The organism is Streptomyces sp. MMG1533 (genome assembly GCF_001279775.1).
Lineage (GTDB): Bacteria > Actinomycetota > Actinomycetes > Streptomycetales > Streptomycetaceae > Streptomyces.
The window spans coordinates 1-12,694 of record NZ_LGDG01000044.1 but is presented as its reverse complement, the minus strand read 5'-3'; the positions used below and the strand labels follow the sequence as shown (position 1 = coordinate 12,694).

General features: G+C 72.6%; 13 protein-coding genes and 1 pseudogene. 6 read left to right on the top strand and 8 right to left on the bottom strand.

Features of this window, described 5'->3' with window-relative positions; translation table 11 throughout:
* Positions 1 to 181: 181 nt before the first annotated feature.
* Entirely contained in the window at positions 182 to 694 is a 513-nt protein-coding gene (locus ADK57_RS08470) for a hypothetical protein (RefSeq protein ID WP_053748747.1), read from the bottom strand.
* A 129-nt stretch (positions 695 to 823) separates the two neighbouring features.
* Here ADK57_RS08470 and ADK57_RS08465 point away from each other — a divergent pair, with 129 nt between their 5' ends.
* On the top strand, positions 824 to 1,168 hold the full coding sequence (locus ADK57_RS08465) for a cupin domain-containing protein (protein ID WP_053748746.1): 345 nt from the start codon (positions 824 to 826) through the stop codon (positions 1,166 to 1,168).
* Here the strand turns inward: ADK57_RS08465 and ADK57_RS08460 are convergent.
* Positions 1,158 to 2,165 (bottom strand): LacI family DNA-binding transcriptional regulator, encoded by a 1,008-nt coding sequence (locus ADK57_RS08460; RefSeq protein WP_053748745.1) that lies wholly within the window; start codon positions 2,163 to 2,165, stop codon positions 1,158 to 1,160. The two genes, ADK57_RS08465 and ADK57_RS08460, sit on opposite strands and share 11 nt — an antisense overlap.
* A 110-nt stretch (positions 2,166 to 2,275) precedes the next feature.
* On the opposite strand from ADK57_RS08460, the gene ADK57_RS08455 reads away from it, so the two are divergent.
* Positions 2,276 to 3,436: a Gfo/Idh/MocA family protein gene (locus ADK57_RS08455; protein ID WP_053748744.1), complete on the top strand. Its 1,161-nt coding sequence runs from the start codon at positions 2,276 to 2,278 to the stop codon at positions 3,434 to 3,436.
* Here the strand turns inward: ADK57_RS08455 and ADK57_RS08450 are convergent.
* Positions 3,417 to 4,448: a LacI family DNA-binding transcriptional regulator gene (locus ADK57_RS08450; protein ID WP_053748743.1), complete on the bottom strand. Its 1,032-nt coding sequence runs from the start codon at positions 4,446 to 4,448 to the stop codon at positions 3,417 to 3,419. The two genes, ADK57_RS08455 and ADK57_RS08450, sit on opposite strands and share 20 nt — an antisense overlap.
* Positions 4,449 to 4,571: 123 nt before the next feature.
* Here ADK57_RS08450 and ADK57_RS08445 point away from each other — a divergent pair, with 123 nt between their 5' ends.
* From ADK57_RS08445 to ADK57_RS08430, 4 genes are all read left to right on the top strand, one after another.
* Positions 4,572 to 5,738 carry a phytanoyl-CoA dioxygenase family protein gene (locus ADK57_RS08445; protein WP_053748742.1) on the top strand — a complete coding sequence of 389 codons (1,167 nt, stop codon included), beginning with the start codon at positions 4,572 to 4,574 and terminating at the stop codon, positions 5,736 to 5,738.
* Positions 5,739 to 5,753: 15 nt separating this feature from the next.
* On the top strand, positions 5,754 to 6,530 hold the full coding sequence (locus ADK57_RS08440) for an SDR family oxidoreductase (protein ID WP_053748741.1): 777 nt from the start codon (positions 5,754 to 5,756) through the stop codon (positions 6,528 to 6,530).
* 83 nt (positions 6,531 to 6,613) lie between these two features.
* Positions 6,614 to 7,618 carry a Gfo/Idh/MocA family oxidoreductase gene (locus ADK57_RS08435; protein ID WP_053748740.1) on the top strand — a complete coding sequence of 335 codons (1,005 nt, stop codon included), beginning with the start codon at positions 6,614 to 6,616 and terminating at the stop codon, positions 7,616 to 7,618.
* Positions 7,615 to 8,637, top strand: coding sequence for a Gfo/Idh/MocA family protein (locus ADK57_RS08430; protein ID WP_053748739.1), 1,023 nt, complete (start codon positions 7,615 to 7,617; stop codon positions 8,635 to 8,637). The genes ADK57_RS08435 and ADK57_RS08430 overlap by 4 nt, the downstream gene beginning before the upstream one ends.
* Before the next feature lie 24 nt (positions 8,638 to 8,661).
* On the opposite strand, the gene ADK57_RS08425 is transcribed toward ADK57_RS08430, so the two are convergent.
* The 5 genes and pseudogenes from ADK57_RS08425 to ADK57_RS47085 form a co-directional block, all read right to left on the bottom strand.
* The gene (locus ADK57_RS08425; protein ID WP_053748748.1) at positions 8,662 to 9,480 is read right to left on the bottom strand and encodes a hypothetical protein; all 819 of its coding nucleotides are present in this window, start codon (positions 9,478 to 9,480) and stop codon (positions 8,662 to 8,664) included.
* Between the two features lie 356 nt (positions 9,481 to 9,836).
* On the bottom strand, positions 9,837 to 10,520 hold the full coding sequence (locus tag ADK57_RS50405) for a hypothetical protein (protein ID WP_199830508.1): 684 nt from the start codon (positions 10,518 to 10,520) through the stop codon (positions 9,837 to 9,839).
* 116 nt (positions 10,521 to 10,636) lie between these two features.
* Complete coding sequence (locus tag ADK57_RS08415) at positions 10,637 to 11,665, bottom strand: Gfo/Idh/MocA family protein (protein ID WP_053748738.1); 1,029 nt, start codon at positions 11,663 to 11,665, stop codon at positions 10,637 to 10,639.
* 10 nt (positions 11,666 to 11,675) lie between these two features.
* Positions 11,676 to 12,578, bottom strand: a complete 903-nt coding sequence (locus ADK57_RS08410) for a sugar phosphate isomerase/epimerase family protein (protein WP_053748737.1) — start codon at positions 12,576 to 12,578, stop codon at positions 11,676 to 11,678.
* A gap of 1 nt (position 12,579) precedes the next feature.
* Positions 12,580 to 12,694 (bottom strand): annotated as a pseudogene (locus ADK57_RS47085) (sugar ABC transporter ATP-binding protein); the annotation flags it as partial.

Here is a 12,694-nt window from a genome sequence, read left to right as displayed (position 1 = left end):
GCCGGAGCAGCCCTCCTCGCCTTCCTCATCGCCACCCTCATCCCCAAGCCCCGCACCCCCCAGACCACACCCACCACCGACACCCCCACCGACACCACCACAGCCAAGGTGTGAGCGCACCTGCCGGAACCGAGGCGGCCACCCCCCGACGACGGGGGCGGCCGCCTCGTGTGTCCGCCCGCTACTTGATGATCGCGTTCGCCAGCACGACGACCACGCCGAGAAGCGCGTCCACCGCTCCGATGAGGACCGCGACGGCCCACGAGCGGTGCGACCACCTGGCCGTGACCAGGCCCAGCGTGAACAGCAGCGCGATGTTCAGCGTGAACGCCGGGTACTCCACCCCGTCGGCCGGCCACCAGCCCCAGCCCGCCCCCGCGAGGACGAGGACGGTCGGCAGCACGGCCGCGACCAGGGGCCACTCGTCCACCAGGGTGCGCAGGACGTCCCAGCGGTGGTGCGGGGGGCGGTCGGCGACAAAGTGGGCGTAGCCGTGAGCCAGGGCGGAGGCGAGTGCGGTCACCAGGAGCCACAGGGCGTCGTAGCGGCGGCTGTCCTGGGAGGTGTGGCCGTACCGGGTGAGCGCGGCGACCATGGAGGACGCCAGGACGGCACCGTATACACCGCCGAACAGGACTGCCTCGCGCGTGTCGCGCCGGTGCGGCTCGGGGGCGGCCGCCAGGGTGTCCGCCATGCCCCAATGATCACCCGGGCCCGGTGGCGCCGCGCCCCGCGCACGCCCGACGAAGTGTCGTTCCACCTGGGCCGATCCCGCACACCCTGTCGACAGCCGGGGAACTTCCCGCCTGGTTAGGGTCGGCCCATGACGCACAGCTTCGCTCTCCACATCCCCGATGCCGAGCTCGAACCCGAGCCCCTCGACCCGGAGCAGATCGTCTCCGGGACGCCCGAGGTCACCGGGAGGGTCGTCTGGGAGTCGGAGGACGGCCGGCAGATCCGCGGGATCTGGCAGATCACGCCCGGCGTGGTCACCGACACCGAGGCGGACGAGCTGTTCGTCGTGGTCAGCGGGTCGGCCACCGTGGAGGTCGAGGGCGGGCCGACGCTGACGGTCGGGCCCGGGGACATGGCCGTACTGCGCGCGGGCGACCGTACGACATGGACGGTGCACGAGACGCTGCGGAAGGCGTACGCGATCAATCTCTGAGCGGCGGGGCCGCGGTGGTGCCGCGGATCTCCAGGGCGGGTGCGGCCAGGTGGAGACGCCCCGCTCCCCCGGCGCCCTCGAAGCGGTCGAGGAGGCAGCGGGCGGCACGGCGGCCGACCTCGTGGCCGGCGTTGTCGACGGTGGTGAGCCACAGGTGGCGCAGCCGGGAGATGCTCGTGTCGTCGTAGCCGGTGACCGACACGTCGTGCGGCACGCGCAGGCCCAGTTCCGCGGCCGCCGAGAGCACGCCGACGGCGGTGATGTCGTTGACGGCGACGACGGCGGTGGGCCGTCCCGGGCGGCCGAGCAGCCGCACGGCGGCCCGGAAGCCGCCCTCTTCCGTCAGGTCGCCCGGCTCGACGAGTGCCGTGTCCGCGAGGCCGTGGGCCCGCATGACCGACTCGAAGCTGGCGCGGCGCAGCTCGCCCACGGCCCCGTAGCCCGCGATGTGGGCGATGCGGCGGTGGCCGAGGCCGATGAGGTGCTCGGTGACCAGCCGGGCGCCCCGCTCGTCGTCGCCGGCGACGACGTCGACACCGGGTGGGACCGGCTCGCGGGCGCCCGCGACGACGACCGGGATCCGCTCGGCGACGGCCTCGAGCGCGGCCGGGTCGGGCAGGGTGCCGACCACGACCAGGCCGTCCGCCTGGAGGTCCAGGAAGGGCCGGGCGAGGTCCTGCCCGGTGCGGCGGTTGAGGCGGGCGTCGCCGAGCAGCATGTGCAGGCCGTGCTCGTGCAGGAGCGGGTTCAGGCCGTCGAGGAGGTCGACGAACCAGGGGTTGCGCAGGTCGTTGAGGAGGACGCCGACCGTGCGGGTGCGCTGCTCGCTGAGGCTGCGGGCGGCGGCGTTCGGCCGGTAGCCGAGCTCCCGTACCGCGCGCAGCACGGCGTCCCGCTTCTCGGGCCGCACCTGCTCCGAGCCGCGCAGCACGAGCGAGACCAGCGACTTGGAGACGCCGGCCCGGTCGGCCACGTCGCGGATCGTCGGCGGTCTCATGGGATGGACCGTTCCATGTGTCCGGCAGGACTGTCAAAGGGTTGACACCGGCATGAACCCCGCTCAGGGTGGCCTGGACAGATTGTGGACCGGTCCAAAGAGGGGCTGTCATGGTGGATGCGTTCGGGGTCGCCGTCGTCGGGTTCGGGTGGATGGGCCGGGTGCACACCCAGGCGTACGCCCGTGTCCTGCACCACTACCCGACGCTCCCCCTGCGTCCGGAGCTGGTGACCGTCGCCGAGGAGGTGCCGGGCCGGGCCGAGGAGGCCGCCGCGCAGTTCGGGTTCGTCTCGACGACCCGCGACTGGCGCGAGGTGGCCGCCGACCCGCGGGTGAAGGCGGTCAGCATCACCGCGCCGAACTTCCTGCACCGTGAGATCGGTGTCGCGATGGCCGAGGCCGGCAAGCACATCTGGATCGAGAAGCCGGTGGGCCTGACCGCGGCGGACGCCCGGACGGTGGCCGGCGCGGCCGCCAAGGCAGGCGTGCACAGCGCCGTCGGCTTCAACTACCGCAACGCGCCCGCCGTGGAGGCGGCCCGCGAACTGATCGCCTCCGGCGGCATCGGCACGGTCACCCATGTCCGCGTCCGCCTCTTCAGCGACTACGCGGCCCACCCCGAGGGCGCCCTGACCTGGCGGTACGAGCGGGAGCGCGGCGGCAGCGGGGTGCTGGGCGACCTGGCCTCGCACGGCGCCGACCTGGCCCGGTACCTGCTCGGCGACATCGCCTCCCTGACCGCCGACACCGCGATCTTCGTCCCGGAGCGGGCCCGCCCCACCGGCGCGACAGCCGGTCACAGCCGCGCCTCGGGCGGCGAGCTCGGCCCGGTCGAGAACGAGGACTACGTCAGCTGCCTGCTGCGCTTCGCCTCCGGCGCCCGCGGCGTCCTGGAGGCGTGCCGGGTCTCGGTCGGCGAGCAGAACAACTACGGCTTCGAGGTGCACGGCACCAAGGGGGCGGTGTTCTGGGACTTCCGCCGGATGAACGAGCTCGGCGTCAGCCGCGGCACGACCTACCAGGACCAGCCGGTCGGCACGGTGTACGTCGGGCCGGGCGACGGCGAGTTCGGCGCGTTCCAGCCGGGCGCGGCGAACGCCATGGGCTACGACGACCTCAAGGTGATCGAGGCGTACCGCTTCCTTCGCTCGATCAGCGAGGGCAGCACGCACGGGGCCACCCTCGCGGACGCCGTGCGCAGTGCGGCCGTACTGGACGCGATGGTGCGGTCCGCGGAGAGCGGCGCGTGGGTCAGCCCGGAAGCGTCGTAGGCATGTTGTAGGGCGTCACCACCTGGATGGCGGACGGCAGCGTCGGGCCCGCGGGCGGCAGGGCGCCGTGGGCGCGCATCACGAGGTGGCAGGCCTCGCGCAGGTCCTGGCGCAGGTCGTGGTGGAGCACCGCGGACAGCCGGTGCTCGCGCAGCAGCCGGGTGTTGTCGTGGTCGAGGTCGTGGGCGACGAACACCGCGCACTCCCGGCCCAGGTCCTCGAAGGCGCGCAGGGTCGCGATGTTGCCGCCGCCGATCGAGTACACCGCCAGGATGTCCGGGTCGCGTTCCAGCGCGGCCCGGACCAGGTCGTACTGGGTGGCGTCCAGGCCCTGCCCCTCGGCGATCTCGACGAGGGTGCGGTCCGGGTGGCGGGTGCGCATGGCGCTGCGGAAGCCCATCTCGCGCTCCTCCTCGTTGCGGAAGAAGCCGCTGCTGAGGCTGGTGAGCACATTGCCGGGGCGGTCGCCGAGCCACTGGCCCGTGAGGTACGCGGCGGTCGCGCCGGCCGCCCGGTTGTCGCTGCCCACGTAGCCGAGGCGGGCGGTGGCGGGCAGGTCGGTGACCAGGGTGACGACGGGTATGCCGGCCTCCGCGAGCCGGCCCACGGCCGCGGTCACCTCGGGGACGTCCGGGGCCTTGAGGACCACGCCCTGGGAGCCGCGCCGGGCGATCCGGTCCAGGGTCCGGGTGAGCTCCTGGACCGGGCCGGTCTCGCGGAAGTGGAACCGTGAGCGCACGACCGCCGGGTGCAGGGACGGCAGCTCGGCCTCCAGGGCGGCGCGTACGGCGGTGGAGAACCGCTCCGGGGCCTGCATCACGATGTCGATCATGAAGGTGCGGCCGACCAGACGGACCTGGGTGCGCTGCCGGTCGAGGTCGGCGATGGCCTGCCGGACCTCCCGGGCGGTGCTCTCGCGGACGCCGCCCCGGCCGTTGAGCACCCGGTCGACGGTGGCCTCGCTCAGGCCCGCCTGACGCGCGATCTCCCGGATCGGGAAGGGGTGGCCCACGGGAGACTCCTTGAGGGGTTTTTGATGGCTCACTGCCGGTTGTTCGAGGGGTTTGTACTGACAAGAATGACAGCGCCGGGTCGCCCCTGTCACCGAGTCGCCCACCTGATCGAGAGGACGACGATGTCCTTCAGCTCCGTACAACACCGTGCCTGGCTGTCCGAGCAGGACTGCGACCTCGCCGACCTGCGCGCGCTCGTCGAGCGCTCGACGGATCTCGCCGACCACCCGTACGCCGCTTCCGTGGAGCGGAACGTCCTGATCTACGACAGTGCGCGGCTGCGCGCCGCCGAGGACCGGCGTGCGGTCCAGGCGGAACTGGTCCGCGCTCTCACCGACGGCCCCGGCATCGTGGTCTTCCGGGGCGCCTTCCCGGACCCGGCGGTGGTCGACCGGCTCTCCGCCGTGTTCGACGCGCTGATCGCCGAGCAGCACGCCTCGGGCGCCACGGCAGGCGACCACTTCGCCAAGCCCGGCGCCAACGACCGGATCTGGAACGCCCTGGAGAAGGCGGCCCTGCACGACCCGGAGGCGTTCGCCGACTACTACGCCAACGACATCCTCGCCCTGGTCTCGGCCGCCTGGCTGGGTCCCGGTTACCAGGTCACCTCACAGGTCAACGTCGTCAACCCGGGCGGCGCCGCGCAGACCGTGCACCGCGACTACCACCTGGGCTTCCTGTCCGACGAGGTCGCGGCCGCCTACCCCGCGCACGTGCATCTCCTCTCCCCCGTGCTCACCCTCCAGGGCGCGGTCGCGCACTGCGACATGCCCGTCGAGTCCGGACCGACGATGTACCTGCCGTACTCGCAGACCTACGAGCCGGGCTATCTGGCATGGCGACTGCCGGAGTTCCGGGCGTACTTCGAGGAGCGGTACGTCCAACTCCCGCTGGCCAAGGGCGACGCGGCCTTCTTCAACCCCGCGCTGTTCCACGCCGCCGGCACCAACCGCTGCGCGGACATCCGGCGCACGGCCAACCTCCTCCAGGTGTCCTCGGCGTTCGGACGGGCAATGGAGACGGTGGACCGCGAGGCGGTCGCGAACGCCGTGTTCCCCGTGCTGCTCGAGCGCCGTACCGAGGGCGCGGACGAGGAGTGGCTGGAGAACGTGATCGCCGCGAGCGCGGAGGGCTACCCCTTCCCCACCAACCTCGACAGCGATCCGCCGGTCGCGGGCCTGGCCCCGCCGTCGCAGGCGGACGCGGTACGGCGGGCGCTGCGCGAGACGTGGACGCCCGAGGAACTGCGGAACGAACTGCGGGCCGGCGCCGAGCGCCGCGCGAGCTGAAAGGACCTGGAACCCATGGGACTTCTCGACGACAAGGTCGTCCTGGTCAACGGCGGAAGCCAGGGGGTGGGCGCCGCCATCGCGCGCGCCGCCGTCCGTGAGGGCGCGGTGGTCGCCGTCACCGGCCGGCGCCCGGAACCCGGCGAGGCCCTGGTGGCGGAACTGGCCGCGGCCGGCGGCAAGGCCATGTTCGTACGGGCCGACCTGGCGGACGCCGAGCAGGCCAAGGCGTCCGTGGGGCAGGTCGTCGCGGCGTACGGCCGGGTCGACTGCCTGGTGAACTCGGCCGGTCTGACCTCGCGGGGCACGCTCCTCGACACCACGCCCGAGCTGTTCGACCAGCACATCGCGATCAACCTCAAGGCGCCCTTCTTCGCCATGCAGGCCGCCGTCGCCGACATGGTCGGCCGCAAGGCGCCCGGCACGGTCGTCAACATCATCACGTCCTCGGCGCACGGCGGACAGCCGTTCCTCGCCCCGTACGTCGCCGCGAAGGCCGGCCTGATCGGGCTGACCCGCAACGCGGCGCACGCGCACCGCTTCGACCGGGTCCGCATCAACGGCCTGAACATCGGCTGGACCGCGACGGAGGGCGAGGACGCGACGCAGAAGGCCTTCCACGGCGCCGGCGACGACTGGCGCGAGCAGGCCGCCACCCGTCTGCCGATGGGCAAGCTCGGCCAGCCGGACGAAATCGCCGACTTCGTCGTCTTCCTGCTGTCCGACCGGTCCGGGGTGGTCACCGGATCGGTGATCGACTGGGACCAGAACGTTCTCGGCGGCCTCGACTGACCTTCCCTCCCCCGCCTTCTCCACCTCCGCTCGTAGATCCCCGCACCCGCTCGTAGGACCCCGCACTCAAGGAGCACGCCCCCATGCGCATCGGAATCCTCGGCCTCGGCCGCATCGGCGCCTTCCACGCCGAGACCCTCTCCGGACTCGACGCGGTCGACTCGCTCGTCGTCGCCGACCCGTTCGCGGACGCCGCCAAGGCCGCCGCCGAGCGGTTCGGCGCCGAGGTCGCGGACTCCCCCGAGGCCGTGCTGGCCGCCGGGGTGGACGGCATCGTCGTCGCGGCGGCGACCGACGCCCACCCCGCGCTGATCCGCGCTGCGGTGGAAGCGGGCGTCCCCGTGTTCTGCGAGAAGCCCGTCGCCCGCACCATGCGGGAGGGCGTCGAGGTCCTCAAGTCCGTCCAGGGCAGCACCGTCCCGATCCAGATCGGCTACAACCGGCGCTTCGACGCCGGGTTCGTCGCCGCGCGGGCCGCCGTGCAGGGCGGCGAGCTGGGCAAGCTGCACACCGTCCGGTCGACCACGCTGGACCCGGCGCCGCCGCCGGCCGCGTACATCGCCGCCTCCGGTGGCATCTTCCGGGACTGTTCGGTGCACGACTTCGACATCATCCGCTGGGTGACCGGCCGCGAAGTGACCGAGGTGTACGCGGTCGGCGGCAACCGGGGCGCCGACTTCATCAAGGAGGCGGGCGACGCCGACACCACCGGCGCGATCCTCACCCTGGACGACGGCACGATCGCCGTGGTCTCCAACTCCCGCCACAACGCCCGCGGTTACGACGTCCGCATGGAGATCCACGGCTTCGAGGACTCCATCGCCGTGGGCCTGGAGGACAAGCTGCCGCTGCGCTCGGTCGAGCCCGGCGTGACCTTCCCGGCCGGCACCCCGCACGACTTCTTCATGGACCGCTTCACCGAGGCCTACCGCGCCGAACTCACCGCGTTCACCGAGGTCGTGGCGGGCACCCGCACCTCCCCGTGCACGATCGAGGACGCCCTGGAGGCCGGCTGGATCGCCGATGCGTGCACACTGTCGCTGGGCGAGCACCGTCCCGTGACGATCGAGGAGGTACGGCAGGCATGAGCGGACCGGGCCGGGAACCACTGCGCATCGGAGTACTGGGCGCCGCACGCATCACCGAACGCTCCCTCGTGGACCCGGCCCGGGCGACCGGCCACCGCCTCGTCGCGGTGGCCGCCCGCGACCGTTCCCGCGCCGAGGCCTTCGCGGCGGCGCACGGCGTGGAGCAGGTGGCGGACTCGTACGCCGACCTGATCGCGGATCCCGAGGTCGAAGCCGTCTACAACCCCCTCGCCAACGGCCTGCACGGGCCCTGGAACCTCGCCGCCCTGGCGGCGGGCAAGCACGTCCTGACGGAGAAGCCGTCGGCGAGCAACGCCGAGGAGGCCGCCGAGGTACGGAAGGCGGCGGCCAAGGCCGGGACGGTCTTCATGGAGGGCTTCCACTACCTGTTCCACCCGGTCACCCGGCGCCTGCACGAGCTGCTGCGCAGCGGTGAACTCGGCGAGCTGCGACGGGTGGAGACGCTGGTCGCCATCCCCGCCCCGGACGACTGCGACCCGCGCTGGTCGCTGCCGCTGGCCGGCGGGGCCGTGATGGACCTGGGCTGCTACAGCCTGCACGCCGTACGGATGCTCGCGCCCTGGGCGGGCGGCGCGCCGCGACTCGTCTCCGCGCGGGGCGGGGAGCGTGCGGGTGCGCCCGGGGTCGACGAGTGGCTGGACGCCGAGCTGGAGTACCCGGACGGGGCCACCGCGTCGGCCCGCTGCCACATGGCGTACGACGAGCTGGAGATGAGCTGCCGGATCGTCGGCACGCGTGGTGAGGCGAGCGCCCCGAACTTCGTTCTTCCGCACCTGGACGACCGGATCGTGGTGCGTACGGCGGAGGGCGAGCGGACGGAGCGGCTCGGGACGCGGTCGTCGTACGCCTATCAGTTGGAGGCGTTCGCGGACCGGGTCCGGGACGGTGCTGCGGTGCCGTTGGACGCGGATGACGCGGTGGCGACGATGGCTCTGATCGACGAGTGCTATCGGGCGGCGGGGTTCGAGGCGCGCCCGCGCATCACGGCAGGGGGCTGATGCCCGGGCCGTGCGACTGCCGGCTCACTCCCCTGTGTGTTCCGGGCCGCCGAAGTCCGGGCTGGTGTAGTCAGGTGTACTGAAGCTCGGGCGTGGACCGGGGGCGGTGTCGTCCGGGCTTCTGAAGCCCGGACGGTCGTAGCCGAGGTGTGGCATGCGGCCGGCCGGCTCCGGCGGTGCCGTACCCGGCAGGGACGTGCCCGCCAGGTCGGCCAGCGCATCCCGTAGGAACGGCAGGATGCCACGCTCCACCAGGGCCTCGTGCCAGTCCTGCCTGGCGCGGTCCACCTCCGCACTCAGCTCGCCGTACGAACCGGCTTCGAGCGAGGACGACCGGTTGCGCACGGCGGTGATCAACAGCCCCGCCAAGGCGACGAGGAGCGAGGCCGCGGTCACGCCGCCGAGCACCCATCCGGTGGTGAGCATGGTCCGGGCGAACGCCGGTTCGGGGTCGAGCATCTTCAGGACGTAGCCCACGAGCAGGAAGAGCACCGTGCCGGTTCCGGCGAGGAGGGGTGTCAGCACCGCGGCCACGGCGCCCACACCCGCGGTGCTGGTCCCGGCCTCTTCCAGCCTGGCGGCCAGCCCCATCGAGTCCGGCTCCCTGGAGTCCCGTTCGGGTGTGGACGGCGCCGGGTGGCGCAGTTCCTCGCGGACCTCCACATAGTGCTGGTACTCGGTCACCGCGGCCGTCGTGATGAGTGCGGTGGCGTTCAGCGCCATGGTGCGCAGCTGTTCGGGGTAGAGCCGCTGACCGACAGCGGCCAGTTCAGGACGGTGTGGGGCGGAGCGCAGCACCTCGTCGAGGATCCGCTCGTATTCCTGGCGGTCCTCGCTCAGCAGAAAGGAGGGCCCCGAGGCGCGGCCTGCGGGAACCGTGTGCCACGTGTCCCGCCGAGGTGCCGGCGACGGCCTCGGCACCGGTTCGGGGGTGTGCTCCGGGTAGTCGACGCGGGCTGTCCGCTGCGGCACGGTCCGCGGCGGGGCCGGGGCTGGTGCCGGGGCCGGGCGCTCTTCCGCGGCGGCCGTCGAGGACACGTCAGGCGCGGGCGGACGTACCCGAATCCCCAGCAGTGAGGCCAGAATACGACGCCGCACCGGAAGGCGACGCTGCTGCTCGGCGGTGGGCGGCCTGCGTCCCGAGCGGTCGACGCCCAGGAGGCTCGCGGCGATGCGTCGGTGCACGGGGGGTCGCTGCGTCATCTCGCGCCCTCCTCTCCGACGACCGGTCGCTGCGACCGGGGCGGAGCTTCACGGCCGCCGTGCTCCCGGCCCGGGCCGGGAGCCGTGTCCGCCGGTCGGCCGTTCGGGTGCGGATGTGTCGTGTGGGGTGGGTGGCTCGCCTGCCGTACGTCTGCCTGTGTCTGTGTCCCGTCGCCGTCCATGAACACGGTCTGGGCCGCGCGCGGTTCGGGAAGCACGGTCGGAGCAGGGGCGGGCTGCCCGGCGTTGACGGCCGTCGGCTGCGCGGTGAGCGGTTCGGCCGCCGCCACGGGTTCGGGCGTCTGTTGCTCGGCGGTCGGCTGTGCCGGCACCGGGGCGGTCAGAGCGTCGTTCACCGACTGGACGCGACTCAACTGGGTCAGGATCCCCGGCGCCGACATTCCCACGACGAGCGCCGCGTACGCGCCACTGATCTGCCCCGTGGTGCCGAAGAGCACCGCGGCGGCGGCGCCCATGCCGCTGTGCACCACGGCCGCGACAGGGTCGCCGACAGGGTCGAAGTGCCTCCGGAACCGCGGTGGTTGACCCTGCTGTTCCGGCGGTAACAGCCGGTGGGCGCGCCGGTCCGCCTGCCAGTCCAGGAACCTGGTGTAGACGTCCAGCAGTCCGCGCAGTGCGCCGCCCGCCGCTCCCAGCAGGACCAGCGTCGCTGCCTCCACGGCTTCCCCCGGTGCTGCGAACGGCGGGTCCCGGCCCTCGGAACCCGCCCCACGAGCGTAGAGCCAGGCGCGGATCGAACGAAAGGGTTCAGGAATCCCGGGCAAGCCGGTCGCGGTCATCGGTACAGCGCGGGCTTCTCCACGAGGTCGACCTCCACCCGACCGCCGTCCGCCAGCGCCCGCACCCCCGCCTCGCAGACCGCCGCCGCCGCATAGCCGTCCCAGACGCTCGGGCCGACCGCCTCGCCGCGGCGGGTGGCGTCGACCCAGGCCTGGATCTCGCGGTCGTAGGCGTCGGCGAAACGCACGGTCCAGTCCTGGTCGATGGTGCCGCCCCAGCGGCCCGCCATGTTGGTGACCATGGCATGGCCGTCGCCGACGCGGGCGGTGCCGCGTTCGCAGACCACCTCGGCCTGGACCTGGTAGCCGAAGCCGCAGTTGACGAAGATCTCGACGTCGGACACCGCGCCGCCGTCGGTCTCGAACACGACGAACTGCGGGTCCTGAAGGGCGTCCGGCGCGCTCGCGGACGGGGTCGGGCGCAGCACCGTGACGGCCGTGATCTCGTGGCCGAGCAGCCAGCGGGTCACGTCGGTCTCGTGCGCCACGGAGTCGCTGATGAGCATGTCGCTGGTGAAGCCGGGCGGGCTGGCCACGTTGCGGTGCCGGTTGTGCAGCAGCAGGGGGCGGCCCAACTGCCCGGTTTCCAGCAGGGACTTGAGTCTGACGTACTCGGCGTCGTAGCGCCGCATGAAGCCGACCTGGACCAGCCGCCGGCCCAGCTTCCGCTCGGCCTCCAGCACCCGCAGTGCGGAGGCGGCGTCGGGGGTGAGCGGCTTCTCGCACAGCACCGGAAGGCCGTGTTCGAAGGCGGTCAGCAGGGCGGCCTCGTGGGCGGGGCCCGGGGAGGCGATCAGCACCGCGTCGACATCGGCCGCCGCCATCGCGGAGGCCGGGTCGGTGTGGGCGGTGCAGCCGTCGACGCGGGCCGCGACCGTCTTGGCGCGCTCCGCGTCGACGTCCACGACGGCGGTCACCCGTGCTCCGCTGGTGACCTGTTGGATACGGCGGACGTGGTCGGCACCCATCCGGCCGGTGCCGATCACGGCGACGCCCAGTTCTTCGCTCGTGCCACGGGTGGTCATGACCGTCCCTTCAGGCGCCGCAGGACCTCAGGAACTTGCGGGTACGCACTGCGATCGGCAGCGGCTTGTCCGGCTCGCAGGGGTACATGTCCTGCTCGACGATCGCGAACAGCTCGACGCCGAGCTTCTGCGCGGCCACCAGGACCGGCTCCAACTCCGGTACGCCGGAGGGTGGTTCGCACATCACTCCGCGCTGTACGGCGGGACCGAACGGGACCTCGTTCTTGACGACGTCGGCGAGGATCTCCGGGTCGACCTGCTTGAGGTGGAGGTAGCCGATGCGTTCGCCGTACGTCTCGATGAGCTTGACGCTGTCGCCGCCGCAGTAGGCGTAATGCCCCGTGTCCAGGCAGAGGTTGACCAGTTCGGAGTCGGTCGAGTCGAGGAACCGCTCCACGTGGTCCTCGGTGTCGATGTGGGTGTCGGCGTGCGGGTGGACGACGATGTCGAGGCCGTACGTCTCCTTGACCTCGTGCCCCAGCCGCTCCATCCCCTTGGTCAGGTGCGCCCACTGCTCGCCGGTCAGCTCCGGCGGCTCCAGGATCTCGGCGGTCTTGTCGTCGCGCCAGAAGGACGGGATGACGACGAGGTGCTGCGCGCCCATCGCCTGGGTGAGGGCGGCGACCTGGCTGACGTGCTCCCAGGTGGACTCCCAGACGGAGGGACCTCGGTGCATGCCGGTGAAGACCGTGCCCGCCGAGACCTGCAGGTCGCGCCTGGCGACCTCGTCCGTCAACCGGGCCGGGTCGGTGGGCAGATAGCCGTACGGTCCCAGCTCGATCCAGGAGTAGCCGGCCTCGGCCACCTCGTCCAGGAAGCGTTCCCAGGGCACCTGCACCGGGTCGTCCGGGAACCAGACGCCCCAGGAGTCGGGGGCCGAGCCGACCCGGATGCGGTCGAGAGAGGAAGCCATGTCAGGACTTCCCTTCGCCGGTGGCCGCCACGGGTGCGGTGAGGTCCCCCTCTTCCGGGAGCTTCTCGACGTCGACGCCGCGGACCTGGGCCAACTCGTGTTTGAGTGCGGCGAGT